General features: G+C 70.2%; 19 protein-coding genes. 8 read left to right on the top strand and 11 right to left on the bottom strand.

Going from position 1 to position 23,076, the window contains the following annotated elements; translation table 11 throughout:
- Nucleotides 1–153: 153 nt before the first annotated feature.
- Both ACPL7H_RS14970 and ACPL7H_RS14965 read right to left on the bottom strand, forming a co-directional pair.
- Complete coding sequence (locus ACPL7H_RS14970) at nucleotides 154–3,390, bottom strand: error-prone DNA polymerase (RefSeq protein ID WP_424797637.1); 3,237 nt, start codon at nucleotides 3,388–3,390, stop codon at nucleotides 154–156.
- Nucleotides 3,387–4,721: an HNH endonuclease gene (locus ACPL7H_RS14965; protein WP_424797636.1), complete on the bottom strand. Its 1,335-nt coding sequence runs from the start codon at nucleotides 4,719–4,721 to the stop codon at nucleotides 3,387–3,389. The genes ACPL7H_RS14970 and ACPL7H_RS14965 overlap by 4 nt, the downstream gene beginning before the upstream one ends.
- A gap of 157 nt (nucleotides 4,722–4,878) precedes the next feature.
- Between ACPL7H_RS14965 and ACPL7H_RS14960 the strand changes: the two genes are divergently transcribed.
- Nucleotides 4,879–6,075, top strand: a complete 1,197-nt coding sequence (locus ACPL7H_RS14960; RefSeq protein ID WP_424797635.1) for a Gfo/Idh/MocA family protein — start codon at nucleotides 4,879–4,881, stop codon at nucleotides 6,073–6,075.
- A gap of 15 nt (nucleotides 6,076–6,090) precedes the next feature.
- On the opposite strand, the gene ACPL7H_RS14955 is transcribed toward ACPL7H_RS14960, so the two are convergent.
- From ACPL7H_RS14955 to ACPL7H_RS14945, 3 genes are all read right to left on the bottom strand, one after another.
- Nucleotides 6,091–6,498, bottom strand: a complete 408-nt coding sequence (locus ACPL7H_RS14955) for a cyclic nucleotide-binding/CBS domain-containing protein (protein ID WP_424787820.1) — start codon at nucleotides 6,496–6,498, stop codon at nucleotides 6,091–6,093.
- Nucleotides 6,499–6,569: 71 nt separating this feature from the next.
- Entirely contained in the window at nucleotides 6,570–8,177 is a 1,608-nt protein-coding gene (locus tag ACPL7H_RS14950) for a DNA polymerase Y family protein (protein ID WP_424787821.1), read from the bottom strand.
- Nucleotides 8,177–9,022: a hypothetical protein gene (locus ACPL7H_RS14945; protein ID WP_424787822.1), complete on the bottom strand. Its 846-nt coding sequence runs from the start codon at nucleotides 9,020–9,022 to the stop codon at nucleotides 8,177–8,179. The genes ACPL7H_RS14950 and ACPL7H_RS14945 overlap by 1 nt, the downstream gene beginning before the upstream one ends.
- Before the next feature lie 172 nt (nucleotides 9,023–9,194).
- Here ACPL7H_RS14945 and ACPL7H_RS14940 point away from each other — a divergent pair, with 172 nt between their 5' ends.
- Both ACPL7H_RS14940 and ACPL7H_RS14935 read left to right on the top strand, forming a co-directional pair.
- Nucleotides 9,195–9,725 (top strand): YbhB/YbcL family Raf kinase inhibitor-like protein, encoded by a 531-nt coding sequence (locus ACPL7H_RS14940; RefSeq protein ID WP_424787823.1) that lies wholly within the window; start codon nucleotides 9,195–9,197, stop codon nucleotides 9,723–9,725.
- Between the two features lie 17 nt (nucleotides 9,726–9,742).
- Nucleotides 9,743–10,693 carry an anti-sigma factor RsbA family regulatory protein gene (locus ACPL7H_RS14935; protein ID WP_424797634.1) on the top strand — a complete coding sequence of 317 codons (951 nt, stop codon included), beginning with the start codon at nucleotides 9,743–9,745 and terminating at the stop codon, nucleotides 10,691–10,693.
- A gap of 6 nt (nucleotides 10,694–10,699) precedes the next feature.
- On the opposite strand, the gene ACPL7H_RS14930 is transcribed toward ACPL7H_RS14935, so the two are convergent.
- Nucleotides 10,700–11,641 (bottom strand): 5'-3' exonuclease, encoded by a 942-nt coding sequence (locus tag ACPL7H_RS14930; RefSeq protein WP_424797633.1) that lies wholly within the window; start codon nucleotides 11,639–11,641, stop codon nucleotides 10,700–10,702.
- Nucleotides 11,642–11,712: 71 nt separating this feature from the next.
- Between ACPL7H_RS14930 and ACPL7H_RS14925 the strand changes: the two genes are divergently transcribed.
- The 3 genes from ACPL7H_RS14925 (at nucleotide 11,713) to ACPL7H_RS14915 (ending at nucleotide 14,856) form a co-directional block, all read left to right on the top strand.
- Nucleotides 11,713–12,513, top strand: coding sequence for a MerR family transcriptional regulator (locus tag ACPL7H_RS14925; RefSeq protein ID WP_424797632.1), 801 nt, complete (start codon nucleotides 11,713–11,715; stop codon nucleotides 12,511–12,513).
- 34 nt (nucleotides 12,514–12,547) lie between these two features.
- Nucleotides 12,548–13,528 (top strand): transglutaminase-like domain-containing protein, encoded by a 981-nt coding sequence (locus ACPL7H_RS14920; RefSeq protein WP_424797631.1) that lies wholly within the window; start codon nucleotides 12,548–12,550, stop codon nucleotides 13,526–13,528.
- 95 nt (nucleotides 13,529–13,623) lie between these two features.
- Entirely contained in the window at nucleotides 13,624–14,856 is a 1,233-nt protein-coding gene (locus tag ACPL7H_RS14915) for an MFS transporter (protein ID WP_424797630.1), read from the top strand.
- 9 nt (nucleotides 14,857–14,865) lie between these two features.
- On the opposite strand, the gene ACPL7H_RS14910 is transcribed toward ACPL7H_RS14915, so the two are convergent.
- Together ACPL7H_RS14910 and ACPL7H_RS14905 are read right to left on the bottom strand one after the other, a co-directional pair.
- Nucleotides 14,866–15,708: a TrmH family RNA methyltransferase gene (locus ACPL7H_RS14910; RefSeq protein ID WP_424797629.1), complete on the bottom strand. Its 843-nt coding sequence runs from the start codon at nucleotides 15,706–15,708 to the stop codon at nucleotides 14,866–14,868.
- Nucleotides 15,705–16,877 carry a glycosyltransferase family 4 protein gene (locus ACPL7H_RS14905; protein WP_424797628.1) on the bottom strand — a complete coding sequence of 391 codons (1,173 nt, stop codon included), beginning with the start codon at nucleotides 16,875–16,877 and terminating at the stop codon, nucleotides 15,705–15,707. Before ACPL7H_RS14905 ends, ACPL7H_RS14910 begins: the two co-directional genes overlap by 4 nt.
- Nucleotides 16,878–16,966: 89 nt before the next feature.
- Here ACPL7H_RS14905 and ACPL7H_RS14900 point away from each other — a divergent pair, with 89 nt between their 5' ends.
- Together ACPL7H_RS14900 and ACPL7H_RS14895 are read left to right on the top strand one after the other, a co-directional pair.
- Nucleotides 16,967–17,407: a Fur family transcriptional regulator gene (locus tag ACPL7H_RS14900; RefSeq protein WP_424797627.1), complete on the top strand. Its 441-nt coding sequence runs from the start codon at nucleotides 16,967–16,969 to the stop codon at nucleotides 17,405–17,407.
- A 68-nt stretch (nucleotides 17,408–17,475) separates the two neighbouring features.
- Nucleotides 17,476–18,987 (top strand): catalase, encoded by a 1,512-nt coding sequence (locus ACPL7H_RS14895; RefSeq protein WP_424797626.1) that lies wholly within the window; start codon nucleotides 17,476–17,478, stop codon nucleotides 18,985–18,987.
- Nucleotides 18,988–19,079: 92 nt separating this feature from the next.
- Here the strand turns inward: ACPL7H_RS14895 and ACPL7H_RS14890 are convergent, their stop codons facing one another.
- From ACPL7H_RS14890 to ACPL7H_RS14880, 3 genes are read right to left on the bottom strand one after another with little or no spacing between them, the layout of a single operon-like run.
- Complete coding sequence (locus ACPL7H_RS14890) at nucleotides 19,080–19,457, bottom strand: ankyrin repeat domain-containing protein (protein ID WP_424787833.1); 378 nt, start codon at nucleotides 19,455–19,457, stop codon at nucleotides 19,080–19,082.
- A gap of 11 nt (nucleotides 19,458–19,468) precedes the next feature.
- The gene (locus ACPL7H_RS14885; protein WP_424797625.1) at nucleotides 19,469–21,337 is read right to left on the bottom strand and encodes an ABC transporter ATP-binding protein; all 1,869 of its coding nucleotides are present in this window, start codon (nucleotides 21,335–21,337) and stop codon (nucleotides 19,469–19,471) included.
- Complete coding sequence (locus tag ACPL7H_RS14880; protein WP_424797675.1) at nucleotides 21,334–23,055, bottom strand: ABC transporter ATP-binding protein; 1,722 nt, start codon at nucleotides 23,053–23,055, stop codon at nucleotides 21,334–21,336. Before ACPL7H_RS14880 ends, ACPL7H_RS14885 begins: the two co-directional genes overlap by 4 nt.
- Nucleotides 23,056–23,076: the final 21 nt, after the last annotated feature.

Raw genomic sequence — 23,076 nt, 5'->3', positions numbered from 1 at the left:
TCCTGTCGATTCCGGCGTCCCTACAGCAGCGATCCAGTTCGCCCACGACATCGGCATCCGACACGTAGCCGAGACGTCCAACACCATCCGCTGCCCTGGAGGAACCGGAGATCCTGGTCCACGACCTGCGTGAGTTCGTGCGATCAGCACGGTCTAGTGAAAATCCCGGGACTTCGCCGGCACCCGCAGGCTGAGCGGGCTGATCTGATCGGCGGTCAGGTTGGTCACGTTCTCGGCGTACTCCACCACCCCCCGGACCACCAGGGCCGCGCTGGTGCGGGCCACCTTGCGGTACTTGGCCCACACCCCCGGTGAGCAGATCACGTTGATCAGCCCGGTCTCATCCTCCAGGGACAAGAACGTCACCCCCCGGGCGGTGGCCGGGCGCTGCCGGTGGGTGACCACCCCGGCCACCCGGATCCGCTGCCGGTCCAACCCCGCGCAGGCCCGTGCCACCGTGAGCACCCCCTGGGCGTCCAGATCCTCCCGCAGGAACTGCGTGGGGAAGGAGTCCACCGAGACCCCGGTTGACCAGACATCGGCGACGGCGGTACTCACCTCGTCCATCCCGGTCAGTTCGGGCACATCGAGCCCGACGGCGGTCAGCGGCAACACGTCCTGCACCCAGTCCCCGTGCTGGCGTCCGCTCTCGGCTGCCAGGGCCCCGGCCAGCCACAGCGCCTCCCGTCTGGAGTGCCCGAAGCACTCCAGAGCCCCGGCGGTGGCCAGCGCCTCCACCTGCGCAGCGCTGAGGCGTACCCGGCGGGTCAGGTCGGCCAGGTCGGCGAAGGGAGCCTGCTCGCGCGCCGCCACGATCCGCTCTGCGGTCTTCTCCCCGATCCCCCGCACCGGTGCCAGGCCGAGTTGGACCGCCAAGGTGCCGTCATCCTCACGCACCACGATCGCCTGAGCAGCCGAGCGGTCCAGCCGGGCCCGGTGCACGACCACGCCACGCCGTCGGGCATCAGCCACCAGGGACTGCGGTGAGTAGAACCCCATCGGCTGGGCAGCCAGCAGCCCGGCGTAGAACGCCTCGGGGTGGTGCACCTTCAGCCACGCACTGGCGTAGACCAGGTAGGCGAAGGAGAAGGCATGGGACTCAGGGAACCCGAAGTCGGAGAAGGCCTTGAGTTTGTCGTAGATCTGCTCCCCCACCTCCATGCTGATCCCGTTGGCCGCCATCCCGGCCATCAGCCGCTCCCGCAGGGCCTCCATCCGTTCGGCCGACCGCTTGGATCCCATCGCCCGGCGTAGTTGGTCGGCCTCGGCGGGGGTGAAGGAGGCCACGTCCACGGCGATCTGCATCAGTTGTTCCTGGAACAGCGGGATCCCCAGGGTGCGCTTCAGGGTGGGCTCCAGCAGGGGGTGCAGGTAGGTGACCTCCTCCTTGCCGCGGGCCCTGCGGATGTAGGGGTGCACCGAGTTCCCCTGGATGGGTCCCGGGCGGATCAGGGCGACCTCCACCACGATGTCGTAGAAGGTGCGCGGCCGGAGTCTGGGCAGGGTGGCCATCTGTGCCCGCGACTCGACCTGGAAGACCCCCACCGTCTCGGCCGCGCAGAGCAGGTCGTACACCGCCGGGTCCTCCTGACCGATCGAGTGCAGATCCAGTTCGATCCCCTCGATCCGGCCGATCATCGTGAAGGCCAGCCGCAGCGCGGTGAGCATGCCCAGGCCGAGCAGGTCGAACTTGACCAGGCCGGCGTCGGCACAGTCATCCTTGTCCCACTGCAGCACGGTGCGCCCGGGCATGGTGGCCCACTCCACCGGGCACACATCGATCACCGGTCGGTCGCACAGCACCATTCCCCCGGAGTGGATGCCCAGGTGGCGGGGCAGGCGCAGCATCTGCTCGGCGATGTCGATCACCGGTTCGGGGATGCTCTCCAGATCACCACCGGCGGCGTCGGCTGCGGCGACCACCTCCGGCCCGGGCGTCCAGGGACCGTCGCGGCGCAGTCGCTCCTGTTCACTGGTGCGCTCCTTGGGTGCCTCGATCGGCGGGCTGGGTTTGAGACTGCCCCACCGTTCGATGCTCTTGGACCAGGCGTCCTGCTGCCCCACGTCGTATCCGAAGGCACGGGCCGCATCACGCACCGCCGAGCGTGGCCGGTAGGAGATCACGTTGGCGACCTGGGCGGCGTGGGTGCGCCCGTAGCGGGTGTACACATGCTGGATCACCTCCTCGCGGCGGGCCGACTCGATGTCCAGGTCGATATCGGGCGGCCCGGAGCGGCCCGGGGCCAGGAACCGCTCGAACAACAGGGTGTGCTGGACGGCGTCGACGGCGGTGATGCCCAGGGCGTAGCAGACCGCGGAGTTGGCGGCCGAGCCCCTGCCCTGGCACAGGATCTGGTTCTCGCGGCAGAACTGCACGATCTGGTGCACGATCAGGAAGTACCCCGGGAAGCCCAGTTCGGTGATGATGTCCAGTTCGCGGGCGATGGTGGCATAGGCCTTCGGATGCTTGGGAGCATCGGGGGGGCCATAACGTTCCAGCGCCCCACGGCGCACCAACTCACGCAGCCAGGTGGCCTCGGTGTGCCCCTCCGGCACCGGGTACGGCGGCAGATTCGGCGCGATCAGGTCCAGATCGAAGGCGCACTCGGCGGCCAGCGCCGCACTGGTGGCCACCGCCTGTGGATGGCGGTGGTGCCGGGCGTACATCTCCGCCGCCCCGCGTAGGTGAGCCGGGGCGGGTGGACGACGGGCGTCCATCTCCTCCAGGGTGGAGCGCTGGGCCAGGGCGGCGAGCACGTCGGTCAGCGGCTGCTGGTCCGGGCGGGCACAGTGCACCGCACCGGTGGCCACCAGCGGCAGTCCGGCTCGATCGGCGAGTTCGGCGAGGGCGTCCGAGCGCACCGAGTCCCACGGGGCACCGTGGTCGGTGATCTCCACCGCCACGTTCTCCGGCCCGAACGCCTCGGTGAGCTCGGCCAGGGCACGTCTGGCGGCGGGCAGGTCGAACCTTCCTGGCTGGGGTTCCAGGGCCTGACGGACCGCGCCCTGCCGGCACCCGGTGAGCACCAACCAGTTACCGGCGGCCAGGTCGGCCAGTTCGGGGAGGTCATAGGTCGGTGTCCCCTTCGCACCACCGGCCAGGTGCGCCCTGGCGATCCCCCGGGACAGCCGCCGGTACCCCTCCGGCCCACGGGCCAGGGCCAGTAGGTGCTGATCGGGCAGTCCCAGCTCGGCACCGTAGAGGGTGGGCAGCCCCAGCGTCCGGGCCGCCTCGGCGAAGCGCACCACCCCGTACAGGCCGTCGTGGTCGGTCAGGGCCATCGCGGACAACCCCAGCCCGGCGGCTTCGATCGCCAACTCTTCCGGCTGGCTGGCGCCGTCGAGGAAGCTGAACGCCGAATGGGCGTGCAGTTCGGCATAGGCACTCATCCGGCACGCACCAGTACCGCACCGAGGGACCGCTCCAGGATGCTCTCCCGCTGCAGGTCCGGTCCGCGTCGCTGCCTGGGTCCGGGCTGGACCGGGGCGCGCGAGTGGTACCGGTGCCCGGTCGGAGTGCTCAGTTCGGTCTGATGGGAATCCCAGGTGGACAGTGCCCGGGCCCACCATCCCGGGGCCTCCTTGGTGTAGTTGCACCGTTCGCACAGGCCCTGGAGGTTCTGGGCGGACGTCGCTCCGCCCTCCTGCACCCCCCGGATGTGGTCCCGGTGACGCACCGGGGCCTCGCACCAGGGCGTGCGGCAGGTCTGATCCCGGGCGTCGATGAAGGCAGCCAGGCCCGCCGGTGCACGACGGGAACGGGCGTCCATGGCCACCAGTTGCCCGGTGGTGGGTGCGGTGTAGAGGCGGCGGATCCACACCTGGCGCTCATCCGCCGTGCGCACCTGCTCCCGGGCCCACGCCGCGGGCACCACACCGTAGCCGGGTACGTAGGCGGGTTCACCGTCTCCGGACAGCAACGTCCGATCAGTGATCACCAACTGCACCTGGTGGGCGACGGCCTCGGCCTCGGACTGCCCGGTGACCCGCTCGACCAGGGTGTCGGCCATGATCTGGCCGCGCGAACGAGAGTCGCCCCGGCCGCGCAACGTCTCGGCGCGTGCGGTCAGCGCCGCGTACACCGCCACACCCTGTGCCACCGGGAGCAACCCGGTGAGATAGGCCATCGTGTCCGGTGCCGGCCGGATGGAGACGGTACGTTCACTGGTGGCCTTCGAGGCTCGACGGACCTGGGCCGCAGCATCGATCCGATAGGCGATCTTCTTCGCCTCGGCCACCAGCCGGCGGTCCCCGAGGCCTTCCAGATCGAGACCGGCGAGTTCGGCGTCGAGACGACCGCGATCCGCCACGCTCAGGCAGGCACTCTCCCGCACCAGCAACGTGGCGCGCCACTCACTGATCCACCCGTTCCGCAGCGCGCGCCGGGTGTTCGGCATCTCGGCCAGTGCGGTGGCCAGGCCCAGGTAACGACCACCACGAACCGGAGACTCCCGCCGGGCCAGGGCGATCTGGGTGGCCACACCCTTGCTGCGCTCCTCGGCAGGCACCCCGGCAGCAGCACGTTCGGCCCGGGTCGCCTCCAGCAGGTCCACGCTGACCTGGGCCTGGGCTGCGGCCGCGGCGGCCTTGAGTTCCTCCAGGGCGCGGATCTGGTCGATCCGCTCGGCGTTCGAGATCTGCCGATCCAGGCGTCTCAAGGCCTGGGTCCACCCGGTGATCACACCGGCGGCCACGCCCTGATCAGCACCTGATTCGTACATGTGTTTGAGTATATAGCGGTGTACTGACATCGCCCACCGCAGCCCCGCCCGAGGGGCTCGACCCGGTCCCACCGCAGCCGGAGGACGTCGGCCCCGCGACTTCGCAGTAGGCTGCGGTAAGCGCTTGCACCCACCACGTGAAGGAAGCCCGGACCGGATGAACGCCTCCATACCCGCCCCTGGCGAGGCCCTGCGGATCGCGATCGTGGGATGCGGGGTGATCGGCACCCTGCACGCCGAGGTGGCCGCAGCCAGCCCTGACTTGCACGTAGTGGCGGTGGTCGACCCGATCGCCGAGCGCACGGAGAAACTCGCGCACCTGCTCACCGGTACCGAGACCGGCACTGCGAGCCAGCCCCCACGCCGGTACGCCGACCTGGACGAGGCTCTGGCACACGGAGGCCTCGACGTCGTCACCGTCTGCACACCCAGCGGCACCCACGCCGCCCTGGCCGGCCAGGCCCTGGAGGCCGGGCTGCACGTCGTGGTGGAGAAACCCCTCGATGCCGACCTCGTCGCCGCCCGTGCCCTGCATGCCGCTGCCGCCACCCGCCCGGAGCAGATGGTCAGCGTGATCAGCCAGCACCGGCACGACCCCTCGGCGATGGCGATCCACGAGGCCCTCGAGCAAGGCCGGCTGGGCCGGGTGACCTCGGCGGTGGCGAACGTGGACTGGTACCGCAAACAGGCCTACTACGACTCCGGGGACTGGCGCGGCACCTGGGCCCAGGACGGCGGTGGGGCGCTGGCGAACCAGGGCATCCACACTCTGGACCTGTTGTTGTGGTTCCTCGGTGAGCCGCTGGAGGTCTTCGCCTACACCGCCCGGCTGGGCCACGAACGCATCGACGTCGAGGACGTGGCCGTGGCGGTGATCCGGTTCACCTCCGGCGCGCTGGCCACCGTGCACGCCTCCACCACGGTGTATCCGGACCTGGGCGTGCGTCTGGGCATTCACGGCACCGACGGTTCAGCGGTGATCGAAGGGGATCTGCTCAGTTACTTCCACGCCCGCGACGCCGAGGGGGCCGCCTGGGTCGCCAATCAGGTGGGCGCCCAGGAGGATGAGAACAAGAACGTGCTCGGCGGGTTCGATCCGGCCGGCTCGCACACCAGCCAGTACGGGGACTCCCACGCCCTGCAGTGGGCTGACGTGGTGCGGGCGATCCGCTCCGGCGGACAGCCCTGGGTGGGGCTGGACCACGGCCTGAACGCCCTGGCCACGGTGCGCGCGATCTACCTCTCCGCCACACTCGGGCAGCCGATCCGGGTGGCTGAGGTGCTCGCCGGGGACTACGACGGCGTGCCGGTGCGGACCGGTCAGGTGCCTCAGGCGTCGCAGACCAGCGGGTAACGGCTGATCCGTGCGTTAATTCGTCGCCGCACCGGTCAGCACGACCAGCACGTCGCGGGCCGAGATCAGCCCGATCACGTCATCGGAGTCGGAGATCGGCAGGTGCCGGATCCCGGCCTCCACCATCTGCCGGGCCGCCTCGGTCACGCTCTGATCAGGGGTGGCGGTGACCAGGTCGGAGGACAGCACCTCCTCGGCAGTGAGGTTCTCCAGGTTCGCCCCGTTGGCCACGTGCTCGACCAGATCACGCTCGGTGATGATGCCCACGCAGCGGGTCTCGGTGGTGACCATGACCGCGCCGATGGCGTTGGCCGCGAGCTCCTCGGCCACATGCCGCAACGAGTCGCCCAGGCTGACCATCGCCACCGGAGTGCTCATCAGGTCCCGCACCGGTGATTGCGGTGTGACGTTGCCGTATCCCATGTCTCTACGGTGCCACGCCCGGGAGGTTTACGGGCTGTATTCGCCCGGTGGGTCCCAGCGCAGTGGTGTCGTCAGTCATAGATGCCCTCCACCCACCACTCTTCACCCTCGGCGCACAGCAGCAGCGCCGGCCCCTCGGTGCACACCACCTGCAGATAGGTGCGTCCGCGCCCGCCGGCCCACCAGCGCTCGCGCACCGGCCACGGTCCGGCCCAACCACTGACCGCCCACCGCCCCGACCAGGACGGTGGCGCCGGAATCTCCACCCGGGCCGGGTCCGCACCGAGCAGTCCGCGAGGGCCCACCCGCACCGGACGATCGCCGGCATCGGCCAACTCCACCTGGATCTTCTCGGTGGGCACCGTGGCCGGCAGCGGGGGCGGGATCTGCCCGGGCCAAGGGGCGTCCGGACGACGACGGGGGCTGGTCTCGTCCCCCCAGGCCACCAATCGCACCCGGCCCCTGGGCGTGCGTCCGCCTTCCAGCACCGGGGCGAGTACCTGTTCGGCCCCGAGCATTCCCTGTACCCGCAACGCGGCCCGGCCGGCGTGCTCCTGTCCCCGGCTGTTGCGCCCCCACAGTCCCTCGCTCATCGCCGCAGCCGGATGCACCTCCTCGGCGGCCAGTTCCAGGTGCACCAATGGAGCACTGGGCACCTCACCACTGCGTCCGCTGAGCCACCCCTCCAACTGCCATCGCACCCGGTCGGTCAGTTCGGTGGCGGTCAGCGCCCCGTCGATACGCCAGGTGCGCTCCAGTTCCAGCCCGTCCTCGGTCCGGGCCAGCACCCGCAACCGGGTGCACACCACTCCGCGGCGCAACATCCGGTTGTTCACCTCCTCCGCCAGGCGACGTCCGGCGAAAGCGGCCACATCCACCCGCTGCACCGGCGGGTCCAGTTCGGCGTGCGCGGTGATGTCGGGTTCGGTGCGGTGAGCCGGCACCGGGTACTCATCCAGGCCCTGGGCCAGCCGGTGCACGGCGGTTCCCAGGGCACCGAACCTGGGCCCGACCTGAGCGGGGCGCAGCGCAGCCATGTCCCCCAGCGCCGCGATGCCCAGCCGGCGCAGCAGATCGATCAGGTCGGTCAGTTCCCGGCGCAACTGCTGGGTGGTGGCCACCATCATCAGTTCCCGCACGTCCCGCCCGGCCAGGTAGGCACGGGCACCACCGCGGGGCACGAGCACGCCGTCCCGGGCAGCCAGCACCGCCGCCAGCAACCCGTCGGCCACGCCCACCTGCGCTTCGGCACCGGTGGCGGTGGCGACCTGTTCGATCAGGTCCGCGGCCACACGTTCCTCCGAGCCCAGGTAACGGGCCGGCCCGTCGGCGGTGGTGAGCATCAGGCCCGGACGCATCACCTGCACCTGGGCCACCACATCCTCGGCGGCCTGCACCAGCGGTTCGAAAGCCCGTACGTCCCGGCCCTCGTCTGTGTGGATCAGCACCAGGTCCGGGCACAGTCCCTGGGCGGTACGCCGGCGCATCCCCCGCCGTACCCCAGCCGCACGGGCCGACGCACCGGCAACCACGATCTGGCGCCCGTCGTGCACGGCGACCGGCTCGTGCGCCCCGACCAGCCCCTCGGCGATCGCGGCCGCCACCGGCCAGTCCGGTACCCACAACACCGCCAGCCTGGTGCCCACCGGAGGTGCTGCGGATTCAGTCAACGCGCTCATCAGCCGACCTCGGCCAGGATCGGGTCGTCGCCGGCCCACGGTCGCCCGCGCTCGTCGGTCTGCTCCGGGATGGAGGAGAGCCCATCGGCCCCGGCGAGCACCCGCACCTGTCGCGCCGGCCCGGCCAACTGCCCCCGGCCCAGGGAGTGCACGACCATCTCCCGCCCGGTGAGCAACCCGTGCCCGTGGCCCACCCCGGACCACACCGCCGGCTGCACCTGCAGCGCCACGTGCGCACCGGGCCAGTGCTGGTCGGTCAGCAGCACCGCTCCTCGCCGGCGCAACCGTCCGGTCAGGGACCGCCGTCCCGCGGGGTTCAGACCCGGACACGCTCCGACCAGGAGCACATCGAACCCGTCCACCAGAGCACCCAGCACAGCGGCCGCATCCGGGCCCGGGTCGGGGACCGCGACCACCCGGCTCAGGTCGAGTCCGGCAGCCGCGGCCGCAGCCCACCCCACATCGGGCATGCCCACCAGCACGCACCAGCGCTCGGCCCCCGCGGCCGACTGGGCGATGGCCAGCAGCACAGTGGTGGATCCGTGTACCTGCGCGATCATGCCTGGGCGCAATCCCCCGGGCAGCAACGGGGCCAGGGCCCCGGGCACCGCCAGACCCTGGTATCCGGGCTGCTCCGCAACCGGCTGCCGCTCCTGCAATTGCCGCCCGGGGACGCCGTCACCGCCACCGCCACCGCTGCCGTCCGCGCCGGTGACCCCGCTCGCGCCGGTCTCGGTGCCCCCACCCATGCCCGTCTCGGCGACCACCCCCACCGCGACCTCTGCGGCGGCGAGCGCCCGCCGGGCGGCGACCATCTTCGCCTGCTTCGTCGTCGCCGTCGTCATCACACCTCCTCCACTCACACCTGACACGGTAGGTGCGACCACTGACATTCATCGAACGTCAGTTCTAGTCAAGGCTGTCGGTGCCGGCCTGTCAAGATCCAAGAGGCACGAACAACCCAGTCGTGGTAGAACCACCGGGAAGAGTTATCCGTACCGAGGAGCCCAGGAGCCCATGGACCTGTCCCGACCCCTCGCCCCGAACCCCTATGACCTGCTGCCCGCCACCGGATCCTTCACCCTGACCAGCCCGGACATCACCGACGGCACCCCCCTGGCCGAGTCCTTCACCGAGGCCGGCGGGAACATCTCGCCGGCACTGAGTTGGTCCGGGTTCCCCGAGGAGACCCAGTCCTTCCTCATCAACTGCTTCGATCCGGACGCCCCTAACCCGGCGGGTTACTGGCACTGGAGCGCGGTGGACATCCCCGTGCAGGTGACCTCCCTCGAGCAGGGCGCCGGGGAGAGCGACCTCGGTCTGCCCGGAGCGGCCTTCCACGTGCGGTCCGACGGCGGCACCTTCGGTTACGAGGGTGCGGCGCCCCCGCCCGGGGACCACCCGCACCGGTACATCTTCGCCGTGCACGCCCTGGACACCGAGACCCTCGACCTCAGCAGTGAGCACAGCCCCACCAAGGTGGCCTTCACCGCGCTGTTCCATACCCTCGCCCGAGCTACGTTGGTGCCGACCTATCAGCGGCCATGAATCCCCTGAACCCTGTCGTGAACATCCAGACCACCGAACACATCCACCAAGCCGCCATCTACGACTCCCGGACCGAGTTCCTGCAGATGGTGGTGCCGTTCGTACGGGCGGGCTTCGACGCCGGCGAGCCCACCCTCGTCACCCTCGGCCACCAGCGGGCCGAGTGGCTGCGCACAGCGCTCGGCCCGGCCGCAGCGCACGCGAACTTCCTGGACGGTGACGCGGAGTACCGCCGGCCCTCCAGCACCATCGAAACTCATCTGGAGCACCTGACCGGGCTCACCCGCGGCCACGCGGGCCGGATCCGCGTGGTCGGGCAGGTGCCGACACCGGCGATCGAGAACACCTGGTCCTGGTGGGCACGGTACGAGGCGGCGGTGAATCGTCTGTTCGCCGAGTTCCCGGTATCGCATCTGTGCACCTACGACGCGAACGTGGCAGGCCGGGACGTCCTCGATGAAGTCCGCCGCACCCATCCGTGGCTGGCCGCCACCGGTGCCCGGAGGCTGCCCAGCCCCACCTTCGAACCTCCGGAGGAGTTCTTCGCCCGGCACTCCCCGGCCGCCGACCCCCTCGAGTCCGCGACGCCGCTGGCCGATGTGACCGACCCGAGCAGGAGCGGGGCTCGTGCCCTGGCGCGTGAAGCCGGCTGGCGCAGCGGATGCGAGCGGCGCAAGGTGATGGCACTAGAGATCGCCGTGAACGAGGCGGTGACCAACGCCTTCGAGCACGGCACCCCGCCGGTCCGGCTGCGGGTCTGGTGGGCGCCGGGGCGGGCGGTCGCCACGGTCACCGACACCGGCCCCGGGCCCGATGATCCGCTGGTCGGGCTCGTGCGCACCAGCGACAGCACCACCGGAGGGCTGGGTCTGTGGCTGGCCCATGAGAGTTGTGACTACGTCGCGATCGGGACCGACGAGGGCTTCACGGTCCGCCTGGTCATCAGCGATACCGAGCCGGCCGACTGAGAGACCTCAGGGCCGGGTGCCCAGCGCCACCAGCACCCGGTCCACCGACCCCGCCAGACCCCAACGCTCGCTCAACTCGCGCAGTGTCGCCTCATCGGCCGGCAGTGGGTGGTCCGCGTCCAGACCGGGACGGGCCGAGTCGACCCCGCCCAACGGAAGGTCCCGGGCCACCGCCACCACCTTCGGGGCGACGTCGAGATAGTCCGCCGCCTCGGCGATGCGGGTGCGCTGGGCCGGGGTGAGTGCCGAACCCGGGTCAGCCGCGGCGGCCCGGACCCCGGCCAGGTCGGCGTAGGTGGCCAGCAGGTTGGCCGCGGTCTTGTCCCCCACGCCGCGCACTCCGGGCAGTCCGTCGGAGGGGTCCCCGCGCAGGGTGGCGAAGTCGGCGTACTGGGCCGCGGTGACGCCGTACTTGTCACGCACGACGGCGCCGCTGACCCGTTCGTGCTTGCCCACCCCGCGTGCGGTGTACAGCACGCGGACCTGTGCGTCGTCGTCGACCAGTTGGAACAGGTCGCGATCACCGGTGACCACCTCCACGGCCATGCCGGCGTCGGTGGCCAGGGTGCCGATCACGTCGTCGGCCTCGTACCCGTCCACCCCGACCACCGCGATCCCCAGCGCGGCCAGGACCTGCTGGATCACCGGCACCTGCACCGCCAGGGCATCGGGCACCTCCTCGGCGTCCGGGGCCCCGTCGTGCTCGGCCTCGACCCGGTGCGCCTTGTAGGTGGGGATCAGCTCCACCCGCCAGTCCGGGCGCCAGTCGTTGTCCCATGCGCACACCAGGTGGGTGGGCTGGTAGTCGGTGGCCAGCCGGGCGATGAAGTCCAGCAACCCGCGTACCGCGTTGACCGGGGTGCCGTCCGGGGCGCGCAGGGAGTCGGGCACCCCGAAGAACGCGCGGAAGTAAAGGCTGGCGGTGTCGAGCAGCATCAGGCGGGCCATGGGCGACAAGTCTGGCAGAGGCCCGCCCTCGGCACGAGCATCTGTGCCAGGCTCTTGCCATGGAGGGGTGGTTGAGCACCGGGACGATGTCGCGGCGCAGCGGGCTGAGCATCAAGGCGCTGCGGCTCTATCACGACAACGGTCTGCTCGTGCCCGCTCGGGTGGAGGAGGCCACCGGCTACCGGGGCTACACCAGCGAACAGGTGGAAACCGGGCGCACGATCGGGCTGCTGCGCCGTGCCGGGATGCCGTTGGAGCAGATCGCGCGCGTGCTCGTGGCCGACCCGCTGGCGGCCAGGGAGCAGGTGCTGACGTGGCTGACCGAACGCTCACACCAGGATCAGGAACAGATCGCGAGCCTGCACCGCTATGCCGTCATGGACGCCCCCGGGGCCGGGAGCCCGCACCGGACCCGGCACCGGGAGGTGGGTGAACGGGTGGTGGCGGCAATGCGCGCGGAGGTCAGTGCGCAGGCGCTTCCCGAGACGATCATGTCCACGGTGGCGCGGGTCCGGGCGCACCTGCGCCGGTGCGGGGCCGAGGCCGGTCCGCAGTACTGGGTGTACTACCTGGACCCGATCGCCTCCGGGGCACCCGCCCGGATCGAGACCTGCGTGCCCTACACCGGCGCCGCCGATCCCGCCGGTGCGATCGTGCTCCGCGCCGAACCGGCCGGAACCGAGGTCTACGTGCCGGTCACTGCCGAGCAGTGCCGCTACCCGCAGATCCTGCCCGCCTACGCCCACCTGTACCGACAGGCCGCACAGCACGGCGGCCCGGCGGCCCCGCCCCGGGAGATCTACCCGGTCCCCTGGCCCAGCGACCCCCGGCAGATCGCCGCCGAGGTGGCCGTGCGAGTGGCATCTGCTTGACCCTGCCCCTGGGGCAGGGACCACCGTCGCGGGCATGGACCTGAACAGCTACGCCACCCACAGCCCCTTCTCCGAGCCCGCCGGCCACGCCGGCCTGCTGGCCGATGTGCCCGCCGACACCCCCAGTCTGCATCGAGCGGTGACGTGCACGATAGGGCACTACCGCGCAGGCCCGACCCCCTCAGCCCGGCAGTTGGCCGATATCGACACCCGGTGGGTCGATCGGATCTGCGCCACCGCACTGGAGCGCTCCCCCGGCCCACTCACCACCGAGCGTGCAGACCCGGACAAGGTCGGAGGGTGCTGTCGCGACCACACCCTGCTGGCCGTGGCGATCCTGCGCCAACACGGCATCCCGGCCCGCAGCAGGGTCGGGTTCGCCGCCTACCTGACCCCCGGCTTCCACCATGACCACGTCGTTGCCGAGCGCTGGTCGAGGCAGGAACAGCGTTGGATCAGGTTCGACCCGGAGTTCGGCGCCGAGCAGCAGGACGTGCCGATGCACGACCTGCCCCGGGGCGCCGGCGCCCCGTTCCAGACCGCCGCGCAGGCATGGCTGGCCTACCGCGACGGCCACACCGACCTGAGCACCTACGGCGTCATGCCCGGACATGCGTTCCTACGCGGTCCGGCCTTCGTCCAGCGGTACCTGCTCAGCGACCTGGCACACCTGATGCGCACCGAACTGCTGTTGTGGGACGTCTGGGGGCCGGGACTGGACGAGCCGGCCGGGTCCGGCGGCGGGGCCCCGATGGGCCTGCCCCATCCCGCGCAGGTGCATACCGAGTCGATCGGGGCCACCGACCGTCTGGCCCGCCTGATCGTGGCGGCCGACGACGGCGACCGCGGCGCCGAGGAAGACCTCGCCACCCTCTGGGCTACTTCGCCCCAGGTGCGCCCGGGTGCGCGCGTGCGCACCGTCTCACCTTCGGGCCGCATCGGGGTGACCGACCTGCGAGCCCGGCGTACGGAGTGGGCGCCGGCAGCGGACCCCGGCCTGGCGGTCCTGCCCTAGTGCGGATGGGCGCATGGCCGGAGAGGAGCCGAGCGAACCGTCGTCTACGGTGGCAGGGCCGACCCACCCACGCCCCCAGGAGACCCGCGAGACAAGTGAACGACGACGGACACGCACCCGCCTTCCGGCGCCACCAACTCCACAGCCTGGGCCTCGCAGCGGCCGCCTTCGCCGCCTCCGCGCCGGGGCAATCGTTCCTCATCTCCGTCTTCGTCGACGACTTCCTGGCCGGCACCGACCTGTCCCGCACCACCTTCTCGATCCTGTACGCGGCGGGCACGGTCATCTCGGCCAGCGCGATGATCCTGCTGGGCCGCGTCATGGACCGCCGCGGCCTGCGCCCATCCTGGATCATCGTCGCGGCGGCACTCGCCGCCGCATGCGGCCTCGCCAGCGTGGCAACCGGAGCCCTCACCGCTTTCCTCGCGCTGGCGCTCCTGCGGACTTCCGGTCAGGGATCCTTCCCTCTCATCGGGACCCTTCTGGTGGCCCGCAGCTTCGGACGCCGACGGGGACAGGCGGTGGCGCTGGCCAACCTCGGCCTGACTCTGAGTTCGATGGCGCTGCCGCCCCTGACCGCGCTGCTCATCGTGCACACCGACTGGCGCACCGCCTACCAGGTGCTCGCCGTGGTGCTGCTCGTCGTGGTCCTCCCCCTGGGGCTGCTGGTGCGTGGTGGACCAGCCCGGGCCGGTAGTGCAGCGACGACTCAGAGCGACACCGTCGCCCACCCCGCTCCGGTACGCCCCGGTCGTCGGGGGCTGCCCGCCCTGCCCAGCGGTCTTGCGGCTCGACTGCTGCTCATCCTCGCAGGGCCACCACTCATCAGCACGGCCGCCACCTTTCACGCCGTGTCCATCCTCGCTGAACGCGGGGTCGACTTTCTGGCCGCCGGCGGCACGGTCGGGATCCTCGGCGCCACATCCGCGCTCGGAGTGGTGCTGGCCGGTCTCATCGTGGACCGGCTCACCACTCGCGCCGCCCTGCTCGGCTCGAGCGCCACCGTCCTCGCCGCCACCTGCGTCCTGCTCGTCCCGAGCGCGGTTGCCGCCTATGTCGCCTTCGCGTGCCTCGGGCTCGGCATGGGCGCGACCGGGGTACTGAACGGGACGATCTGGGCTCGCACCTTCGGAACGGTGAACCTCGGCCGCGTCCAGGGCATGGCGCAGTCGGCCACGATCACCGCCGCAGCGATCGCCCCCATGATCCCGGCCGTCTCGGTTGCGTTGACCGGGTCCCACACCGCCGGTCTGCTCGCACTCGCCCTCATCGCCGTCATGGCCAGCGCCGTCGCCTGGTCGCTACGCGACCCCACGATGGTCCACTAGGGCGCGCGGTCAGGACCGCAACCGGGTGGCCCACAGCGCCACGGCGGCGGCCGCGGCCACGTTCAGGGAGTCCACCCCACCGGCCATCGGGATCTGCACGGTGAGGTCACAAGCGGCGATCGTCTCGCGTCGCAATCCATCCCCCTCGGTACCCAGTACCAGGGCGAGTCTGTCCGGCAGGTCCGCCTCCACCTGCACCAGGCTGACCGCGCCGTCGGCCAGCGCCAGAGCAGCGACAGTGAAGCCGCGCGAGCGCAACGCCTCCACCCCTTCCTGGGGACCGTCGCCCGGCCATGGTTCGATCCGGGTCCAGGGCACCTGGAAGACCGTGCCCATCGACACCCGGATGCTGCGCCGGTAGAGCGGATCGGCGCACCGGGGGGTGATCAGCACCGCATCCACCCCCAGCCCGGCACAGGCCCGGAACGCCGCCCCAAGGTTGGTGTGGTCCACCACGTCCTCGAACACGGCAACCCGCCGGGCGCCGGTCAGTACCTCGCTGACCTGCGGTAGCGAGGGCCGGCGCATCGCTGCCAGCGCGCCACGATGCATCCGGAATCCCGTCAGTTCCTGCAGGACGGGCTCCTTCGCCAGGTAGACCGGGACGTCTCCCCCGTCATCGTGACCACCGCAGGCGGCGGCGATGACCGGGCGCATCGACTCCAGCCACTTCGGCGCCATCAGGAAGGAGATGGGCAGGTGCCCGGCCGCGACCGCACGCTCGATCACCAGGGATGATTCGGCGATGTACAGCCCCTTGGCCGGTTCGTGCCGGGAGCGCAGCGCCACATCGGTGAGCCTGGCGTAGGCGGACAGTTCCACCGCGTCCAGGTCGGTGACCTCGACGATCATCGGGTCAGCAACCGCCGCCTCGGGGGGCGGAACCGCTGGGCCCGGTCACGCAGGTTGAAGGTGACCGCGTTGGTGTAATGGCGCAGGATCTCGGCGTTGACCACCTCCCAGGTCCGGTTGGCGGTGGATTCGCGTGCCGCCACCCCCATCACCAGCCGCAATCCGGCGTCCTCGGTCAGGGTGCGCACGTGCCGGGCCAGTTCGGGCAGGCTGTCCGGGGGGTAGAGGAATCCGGTCCTCCCGGGCTCGACCAGGTCCAGCGGGCCCCCTCGGGCCGGGGCCACCACCGGCACCCCGGAGGCCTGGGCCTCCACGATCGTCTGGGCGAAGGTGTCCATCTGGCCGGTGTGGACGAAGACGTCGAAACTGGCCATCATCCGCGGCAGGTCCGGTCCCTGCAGGTGTCCGGTGAAGATGGCGCCCGGCAACGACTGGGCCAGTTTCTCCCGGCGCGGGCCATCGCCCACCACGACCACGCGGATATTCGGCAGATACGCCAGCGCGGCCAGGTCCTCCACCTGCTTCTCCCTGGCCAGGCGCCCGACGTATCCGACGATCACCTCGCCCGGTCCGGCCAGAGTGGCACGCAGCGCCTCGTCCCGGTACACCGGGTCGAAGCGGTCCCGGTCCACCCCGTGCGGCCATACCGCGACCCGGTGCACCCCTCGTTCGATCAGTTGGGCGCATGCGTAACTGGACGGAGCCAGGGACAACGTGGCCCGCTTGTGGATGTGCTCGATCCGGCGCCAGAGCAGGGATTCGATCTGCTTGGCGTGGTACCGCCGGGCGTAGGTGGGCACCTCGGTCTGGTACACCGCGACCGTGGGCAGGTCCAGGGACTGTGCGGCGCCGATCGCCTGCCGGCCCAGCAGGAACGGGGCGGCCAGATGCACCACATCCGGATTGAAGTAGCGCAGGTGCTCGGCGAGCGTGCGCACCCGGGGGTTGGACAGGCGCATCTCGGCATATCCCGGCAGGGACACCGACCGGAACCGGTAGACACTTGCGCCGGCGTACTGGTCCACCGCGTCCTCACCGCGGCTCGGTGCCGGAGCCAGAACGAGCACCTCGTCGCCGTGGGCGTCCAGGTACTCCAGCAGCCGGAGCGCGGTCACGGTCACCCCATTGGCCTGGGGTAGGAAGGACTCGGCCACCACGGCGATACGCACGGTGCCATGGTGCCAGATGCACTCCAGCCCGGCGATGGGGCACGCCGCGTTAACTTGAACTGTTCCGGAAACTGATCTACTCTAGAGCCATGTCCACCAGCCACGCCGACATGCTGCGCACCGCGGAACTACGCGTCACCGCACCGCGGCTGGCGGTCCTGGCCGAGGTGGAGGCCCACCCGCACGCCACTGCGGAGACCATCCGTCACGCCGTGCATGAGCGGCTCGGCACCGTCTCCACACAGGCGGTCTACGACGTGCTGCACGCCCTGACCGACGCTCGGCTCCTGCGGCGGATCGAGCCGGACGGGTCACCTGGCCGGTTCGAACTCTACCGCGGGGACAACCACCACCACGTGGTGTGCCGGGCCTGCGACGCGATCCACGACGTGCCCTGTGCCGTCGGCGAGGCACCGTGCCTGCACGCCAGTGAGGATCACGGCTTCACCATCGATACCGCCGAGGTCATCTACTGGGGCACCTGCGCCGACTGCCGCAGTGCTGCCCAGGCGATCCCGGTACACAACTGAACCACCGTTGCCGGGAACGGCACCGGACCTGCATCAGAGAAACCCAGATTCCCGCTAAGGAGCAAGGAATGACCGTAGACAACACCAAGCCCCTGACGACTGCCGCCGGCGCGCCGGTCGCGGAGAACGACAACGCCATCACCGCCGGCGCCCGGGGCCCGATGCTCCTGCAGGACGTGTGGTTCCTGGAGAAGCTGGCCCACTTCGACCGTGAAGTGATCCCGGAGCGCCGCATGCACGCCAAGGGCTCGGGCGCGTGGGGGACCTTCACCACCACGCACGACATCTCCAAGTACTCAAAGGCCGCGATCTTCTCCGAGGTCGGCAAGCAGACCGAGATGTTCGCCCGCTTCTCCACGGTGGCCGGCGAGCGTGGCGCCGCCGACGCCGAGCGCGACATCCGCGGATTCGCCCTGCGCTTCTTCACCGAGGAGGGCAACTGGGACATGGTCGGGAACAACACCCCGGTGTTCTTCCACCGTGACCCGCACAAGTTCCCCGACCTCAACCGCGCGGTCAAGCGTGACCCGCGCACCAACCTGCGCGATGCGGAGAACAACTGGGACTACTGGACCAGCCTGCCCGAGGCACTGCACCAGGTGACCATCGTGATGTCCGACCGCGGTATCCCGGACGGCTACCGGCACATGCACGGCTTCGGCTCGCACACCTACTCCTTCATCAACGCGCAGAACGAGCGCTTCTGGGTGAAGTTCCACTTCCGCACCCAGCAGGGCATCAAGAACCTCACCGATGCCGAGGCGGCCAAGGTGATCGCCGACGACCGCGAGTCCTCCCAGCGCGACCTCTTCGAGGCCATCGAGCGTGGCGACTTCCCCAAGTGGACGCTCTTCGTCCAGGTGATGCCGGAGGCCGACGCGCAGAACTACCGCTTCCACCCCTTCGACCTCACCAAGGTCTGGTCGAAGAAGGACTACCCGCTGATCGAGGTCGGTGAGTTCGAGCTCAACCGCAACCCGGAGAACTACTTCGCCGACGTCGAGCAGGTCGCCTTCACCCCGGCGAACATCGTGCCCGGCATCGGGTTCTCCCCCGACCGGATGCTGCAGGGCCGGCTGTTCTCCTACGGCGACGCCGCCCGCTACCGCCTGGGCGTCAACCACCACCAGATCCCGGTCAACTACCCCCGCGGCGCCACAGTGGTCAACACCTACCACCGCGACGGTCTGGGCCGGGTGGACGGCAACCAGGGCGGCACCCCCGGGTACACCCCGAACAGCTACGGTCGCTTCGAGGCGACCCCGGCCTACGCCGACCCCAGCCAGGCGATCGGTGACACCGCCGCCCGGTTCGACTTCCGCGAGGACGACTCGAACTACTACGAGCAGCCCGGTGACCTGTTCCGCCTGATGACCCCCGAGGAGCAGCAGCGTCTGTTCGCCAACACCGCACGGGCGATCGACGGCGCCTCGGAGTCCACCATCGAGCGGCACATCCACAACTGCACCCTGGCCGACCCGGCCTACGGCGAAGGTGTGCGCCGAGCGATCGAGGCCCTGGCGGCCGGGACCCTGGACTCCCTGGACGCGAACCCGGACAACGAGCCGGTGCACGTCTGAGCCGCGACTCGCTGACCTGAGGGCCCGGGTAACCATCTACGGTCGCCCGGGCCTTTCAGCACGTCGCGCCGATCTCCCTGGCGCGCAGTGGGTCACTCCAGCAGATGTGCGCGCCCGAACAGCTCAGCGGTCTGCCGAGCGCTCGGGGTGCCGGCATCGAGGTCCGCGCCAGCGGCCCGCAGCATCGCCACGACCTCGTCCTCGCCCTTGAACAGGGCGCCGGCGATCGGGGACTGGTCCCGGGCGTTGCGTAGGTTCACATCCGCTCCCCGCTCGATCAGGGCGGCCACGGTCCGGGCGTGCCCGTGGTAGGCCGCCAGCATCAGCAGGGTGTTGCCCTCACGGTCCGCGACGTCGATAGGTAGACCCCGATCGACGAACTCCCCCAGTTCCTCGGCCTGCCCCGCGCGGGCCAGGTCCATGGCCAGCGCGATCACCTTGGCGGTCTGTTCCTCCGACAGCGAGCCCATGGCGACCGAGCCTACTCCGACTCGCCCACCTGCGCCCCTGCGGCGAACTGGGACTCGTACAGCCGGGCGTAGGCTCCGCCGGCGCCGAGCAACTCGTCGTGGTTGCCCTGTTCGACGATGCTGCCGGACTCCATCACCAGGATCACATCGGCGTCGCGGATGGTGGACAGCCGGTGAGCGATGACGAAGCTTGTGCGGCCCTGTCGCAGTGCGCCCATCGCCTCCTGCACCAACGCCTCGGTTCGGGTGTCCACCGAACTGGTGGCCTCATCCAGGATCAGAATCGGTGGATCGGCGAGGAATGCCCGGGCGATGGTGAGCAATTGCTTCTCGCCCGCACTGACCGCGGTGCCGCGCACGCCCTCGTCGTCGATCTGGGTCTGGTAGCCGTGCGCCAGCGTCCGCACGAACGGATCCACGTGGGTGGCCCGGGCCGCGGCGACCAGTTCCTCGTGCCCCACCTCGGTGTCGACGCCGTAGGTGATGTTCTCCTCGATCGTGCCCGAGTACAGCCAGGTGTCCTGCAGCACCATCCCGATGTTGGAGCGCACCTGTGCCCGCGGCACCGTGGCGATGTCCACCCCGTCCAGGGTGATCTGACCGCCATCGACCTCATAGAAGCGCATCAGCAGGTTCACCAGGGTGGTCTTGCCCGCGCCGGTGGGCCCCACGATCGCGACGGTCTGCCCGGGCTCGGCCACCAGTGACAACGACTCGATCAGCGGGGTGTCCTCGCGGTAGCGGAAGGAGATGTCGCGGAACTCCACGTGCCCGCGCACCTGCTCCGGGATCGACTCCTCCGCGCTGACCTGCGGGTCGGGCGATTCCTCCGGAGCGCTCAGTACCTCGAAGATCCGCTCGGCCGACGCCGCTCCGGACTGCAGCAGGTTCAGCATCCCGGCGATCTGGGTGATCGGCTGGCCGAACTGGCGCGAGTACTGGACGAACGCCTGCACCTCTCCGATGCTCAGGTGCCCGGAGATCACGCGCAGACCACCGATCACCGCCACCAGGACGTACCCGATGTTGGACATCATCCCCATCACCGGCTGGATGATGCCGGTGATGAACTGGGCGCGGTAGGACGCTTGGTAGAGCGCCTGGTTCTCGCGGGCGAAGGTCTCCTGGGCGGTGCCCTCGTGCCCGAACACCGTGACCAGGGCGTGCCCGGTGTACATCTCCTCCACGTGCCCGTTCAAGGTCCCGGTGCGGCGCCACTGCTCGATGAACTCCGGCTGGGAGCGTCGGGCGATCTGGGCCACGATGAAGCCGGACAGCGGCACCGTGACCACCGCCACGAGAGCCAGCAGCGGGGAGATGATGATCATCATCGTCAGCACCGACAGGATCGTCAGGACCGCGGTGATCAATTGCGACAGGGTCTGCTGCAGTGTCTGGGCCAGGTTGTCCACATCATTGGTCATCCGGGACAGCAGTTCCCCGCGCTGGCGGGCGTCGACGTAGGACAGCGGTACCCGGGAGAGTTTGCGTTGCAGGTTCAGGCGCATCATGTTCAGGGTGCGCTGCACCGCGACCGTGGTGAGCACCCCCTGCGCCCACATCGAGGTCGCCCCGACCGCGTACACCCCGCTGACCAGCACCAGGACCCGGGCGAGTGCGGCGAAGTCCACACCAGCACCACCCAGCATCCCGTCCACCACGATGTCGGTGGCCCTGCCCAACAGCATCGGCCCGGCCGCGTTCAGGATCACGCCCATACCCCCGAGCACGAACCCGGCGATGATCCGTGCCCGCTGGTCACGCAGTTCGCCGATCACCCGGCGCACGGTCGGGCCGAACTGTGCCGGACGCTCCCCCGGCATCCGGCCCGCGCCGCCGTGGCCGGCCGGCCCGCGCTGGGGCGCTCGGTGCCCGCTCATCGGCCCGCCTCGGCGGCGCTGAGCTGGGAGTTGACGATCTCGGCGTAGGTGACGTTGCCCTCGAGCAGTTCGGTGTGGGTTCCCGCCCCTACCAGGCGGCCATGGTCGAGCACCAGGATCTGGTCGGCGTCCCGGATGGTCGCCACTCGTTGGGCCACCACGATCACGGTCGACTGCGATGTTGCCGGCCGCATCGCGCTGCGCAGGGCGGCGTCGGTGGTGTAGTCGAGGGCGGAGAAGGAGTCGTCGAACAGGTAGATCGGCGCCTGCCGGATCAACGCCCTGGCGATGGAGATCCGCTGTCGCTGACCACCGGAGACATTCGTGCCGCCCTGGGCGATCTCGGCGTGCAACCCGCCGTCCATGTCAGCGACGAAGTCGGCGGCCTGGGCGATCCGCAAGGCCTCCCACATCTCCTCCTCGGTGGCCTCGGCGCGCCCGAAGGACAGATTGGAGGCGACCGTGCCGGAGAACAGGTACGGACGCTGGGGGACCAGGCCGATCATGGTGGCCAACAGGTCGGGATCGAAATCGCGCACGTCCACGCCGTCCAGCAGCACCCGGCCGCCGGTGGCGTCGAACAGGCGGGGCACCAGGTTAACGACGGTGGACTTACCGGAGCCGGTGGAGCCGATGATCGCGGTGGTGCGGCCCGGCTCGGCGGTGAAACTCACCTCGTGCAGCACATCGGCGTCGGCGCCGGGGTAACCGAAACTGACCGACTCGAACTGCACCAGCCCGCGCACCGCGCCCGGGCGCTCGGGCCTGGCCGGGGGCGTCACCGTGGGTATGGAGTCCAGCACCTCTTGGATCCGGCCTCCCGACACCAGGGCCCGCGGGGCGAACATCACCAACATGGTCGCGAGCATCACCGACATCAGGATGAACATCAGGTAGGCCAGGAACGCCACCAGCGCCCCCACCTGGGTCTGCCCGGACTCCACCCGGTGCCCGCCGAACCAGATCACCAGCACCGAACCACCGTTGATGATGAACATCACCAGCGGGAAGGCCAGCGCCATGAGTTTGCCGACCTTGATCGCCACGTCCTCCAGGGCGACGCTGGCTACAGTGAAGCGGGCTTCTTCCCGCCGCTCCTTCGCGAACGCCCGGATCACCCGGATCCCACCGAGTTGTTCGCGCATCACCCGGTTGATCCCGTCGATCCGCTCCTGCATCGCCTTGAAGTGCGGGATCGCGCGCCACACCACCAGGCCCATCGCGGTCGCCAGTGCCGGCACCACTGCCACCACCAGCAGCGACAGGCCCGCGTCGGTGCGCACCGCCATGATCACCCCGCCCAGCAGCATGATGGGTGCCATCACGATCATGATCAGGGTGAACAGCACCAGCATCTGCACCTGCTGAACATCATTGGTGGTGCGGGTGATCAGCGACGGAGCACCGAAGACGGAGATCTCCTGGGTGGAGAAGCGCTGCACCCGGGTGAACAGGGCCTGCCGCACGTCGCGGCCCACGCTCATCGCCGCGCGCGCTCCCACGTAGACCGCACCCACGGCGGCGAGCACCTGGATCATCGAGACGCCGAGCATCACCAGACCGAGGCGCAGGATCAGCCCGGTGTCCCCGGGCACGATCCCCTCATCGATGATCCGGGCGTTCAGGCTCGGCAGCAACAGCGCCGCCATGGTCTGGGCGAACTGCAAGACGACGACCAGCCCGATCGCACCCCGGTAAGGCCGCAGGTAGCGGCCCATCAAATCACGCACGCCGTGAGG

Origin of the sequence: Pseudactinotalea sp. Z1732 (assembly GCF_049724975.1) — a bacterium.
Lineage (GTDB): Bacteria > Actinomycetota > Actinomycetes > Actinomycetales > Beutenbergiaceae > CALKWS01.
This window is presented reverse-complemented; position numbering and strand designations above follow the sequence as displayed.

Bases quoted from the DNA above. Each gene is read 5' to 3' on its own strand.
- ACPL7H_RS14940 (WP_424787823.1), top strand. From the start codon at position 9,195: ATGGACCTGTCCCGACCCCTCGCCCCGAACCCCTATGACCTGCTGCCC.
- ACPL7H_RS14920 (WP_424797631.1), top strand. From the start codon at position 12,548: ATGGACCTGAACAGCTACGCCACCCACAGCCCCTTCTCCGAGCCCGCC.
- ACPL7H_RS14955 (WP_424787820.1), bottom strand. From the start codon at position 6,498: ATGGGATACGGCAACGTCACACCGCAATCACCGGTGCGGGACCTGATG.
- ACPL7H_RS14910 (WP_424797629.1), bottom strand. From the start codon at position 15,708: ATGATCGTCGAGGTCACCGACCTGGACGCGGTGGAACTGTCCGCCTAC.
- ACPL7H_RS14965 (WP_424797636.1), bottom strand. From the start codon at position 4,721: ATGTACGAATCAGGTGCTGATCAGGGCGTGGCCGCCGGTGTGATCACC.
- ACPL7H_RS14895 (WP_424797626.1), top strand. From the start codon at position 17,476: ATGACCGTAGACAACACCAAGCCCCTGACGACTGCCGCCGGCGCGCCG.
- ACPL7H_RS14950 (WP_424787821.1), bottom strand. From the start codon at position 8,177: ATGAGCGCGTTGACTGAATCCGCAGCACCTCCGGTGGGCACCAGGCTG.
- ACPL7H_RS14970 (WP_424797637.1), bottom strand. From the start codon at position 3,390: ATGAGTGCCTATGCCGAACTGCACGCCCATTCGGCGTTCAGCTTCCTC.
- ACPL7H_RS14945 (WP_424787822.1), bottom strand. From the start codon at position 9,022: ATGACGACGGCGACGACGAAGCAGGCGAAGATGGTCGCCGCCCGGCGG.
- ACPL7H_RS14885 (WP_424797625.1), bottom strand. From the start codon at position 21,337: ATGAGCGGGCACCGAGCGCCCCAGCGCGGGCCGGCCGGCCACGGCGGC.
- ACPL7H_RS14890 (WP_424787833.1), bottom strand. From the start codon at position 19,457: ATGGGCTCGCTGTCGGAGGAACAGACCGCCAAGGTGATCGCGCTGGCC.
- ACPL7H_RS14930 (WP_424797633.1), bottom strand. From the start codon at position 11,641: ATGGCCCGCCTGATGCTGCTCGACACCGCCAGCCTTTACTTCCGCGCG.
- ACPL7H_RS14900 (WP_424797627.1), top strand. From the start codon at position 16,967: ATGTCCACCAGCCACGCCGACATGCTGCGCACCGCGGAACTACGCGTC.
- ACPL7H_RS14960 (WP_424797635.1), top strand. From the start codon at position 4,879: ATGAACGCCTCCATACCCGCCCCTGGCGAGGCCCTGCGGATCGCGATC.
- ACPL7H_RS14880 (WP_424797675.1), bottom strand. From the start codon at position 23,055: ATGGGCCGCTACCTGCGGCCTTACCGGGGTGCGATCGGGCTGGTCGTC.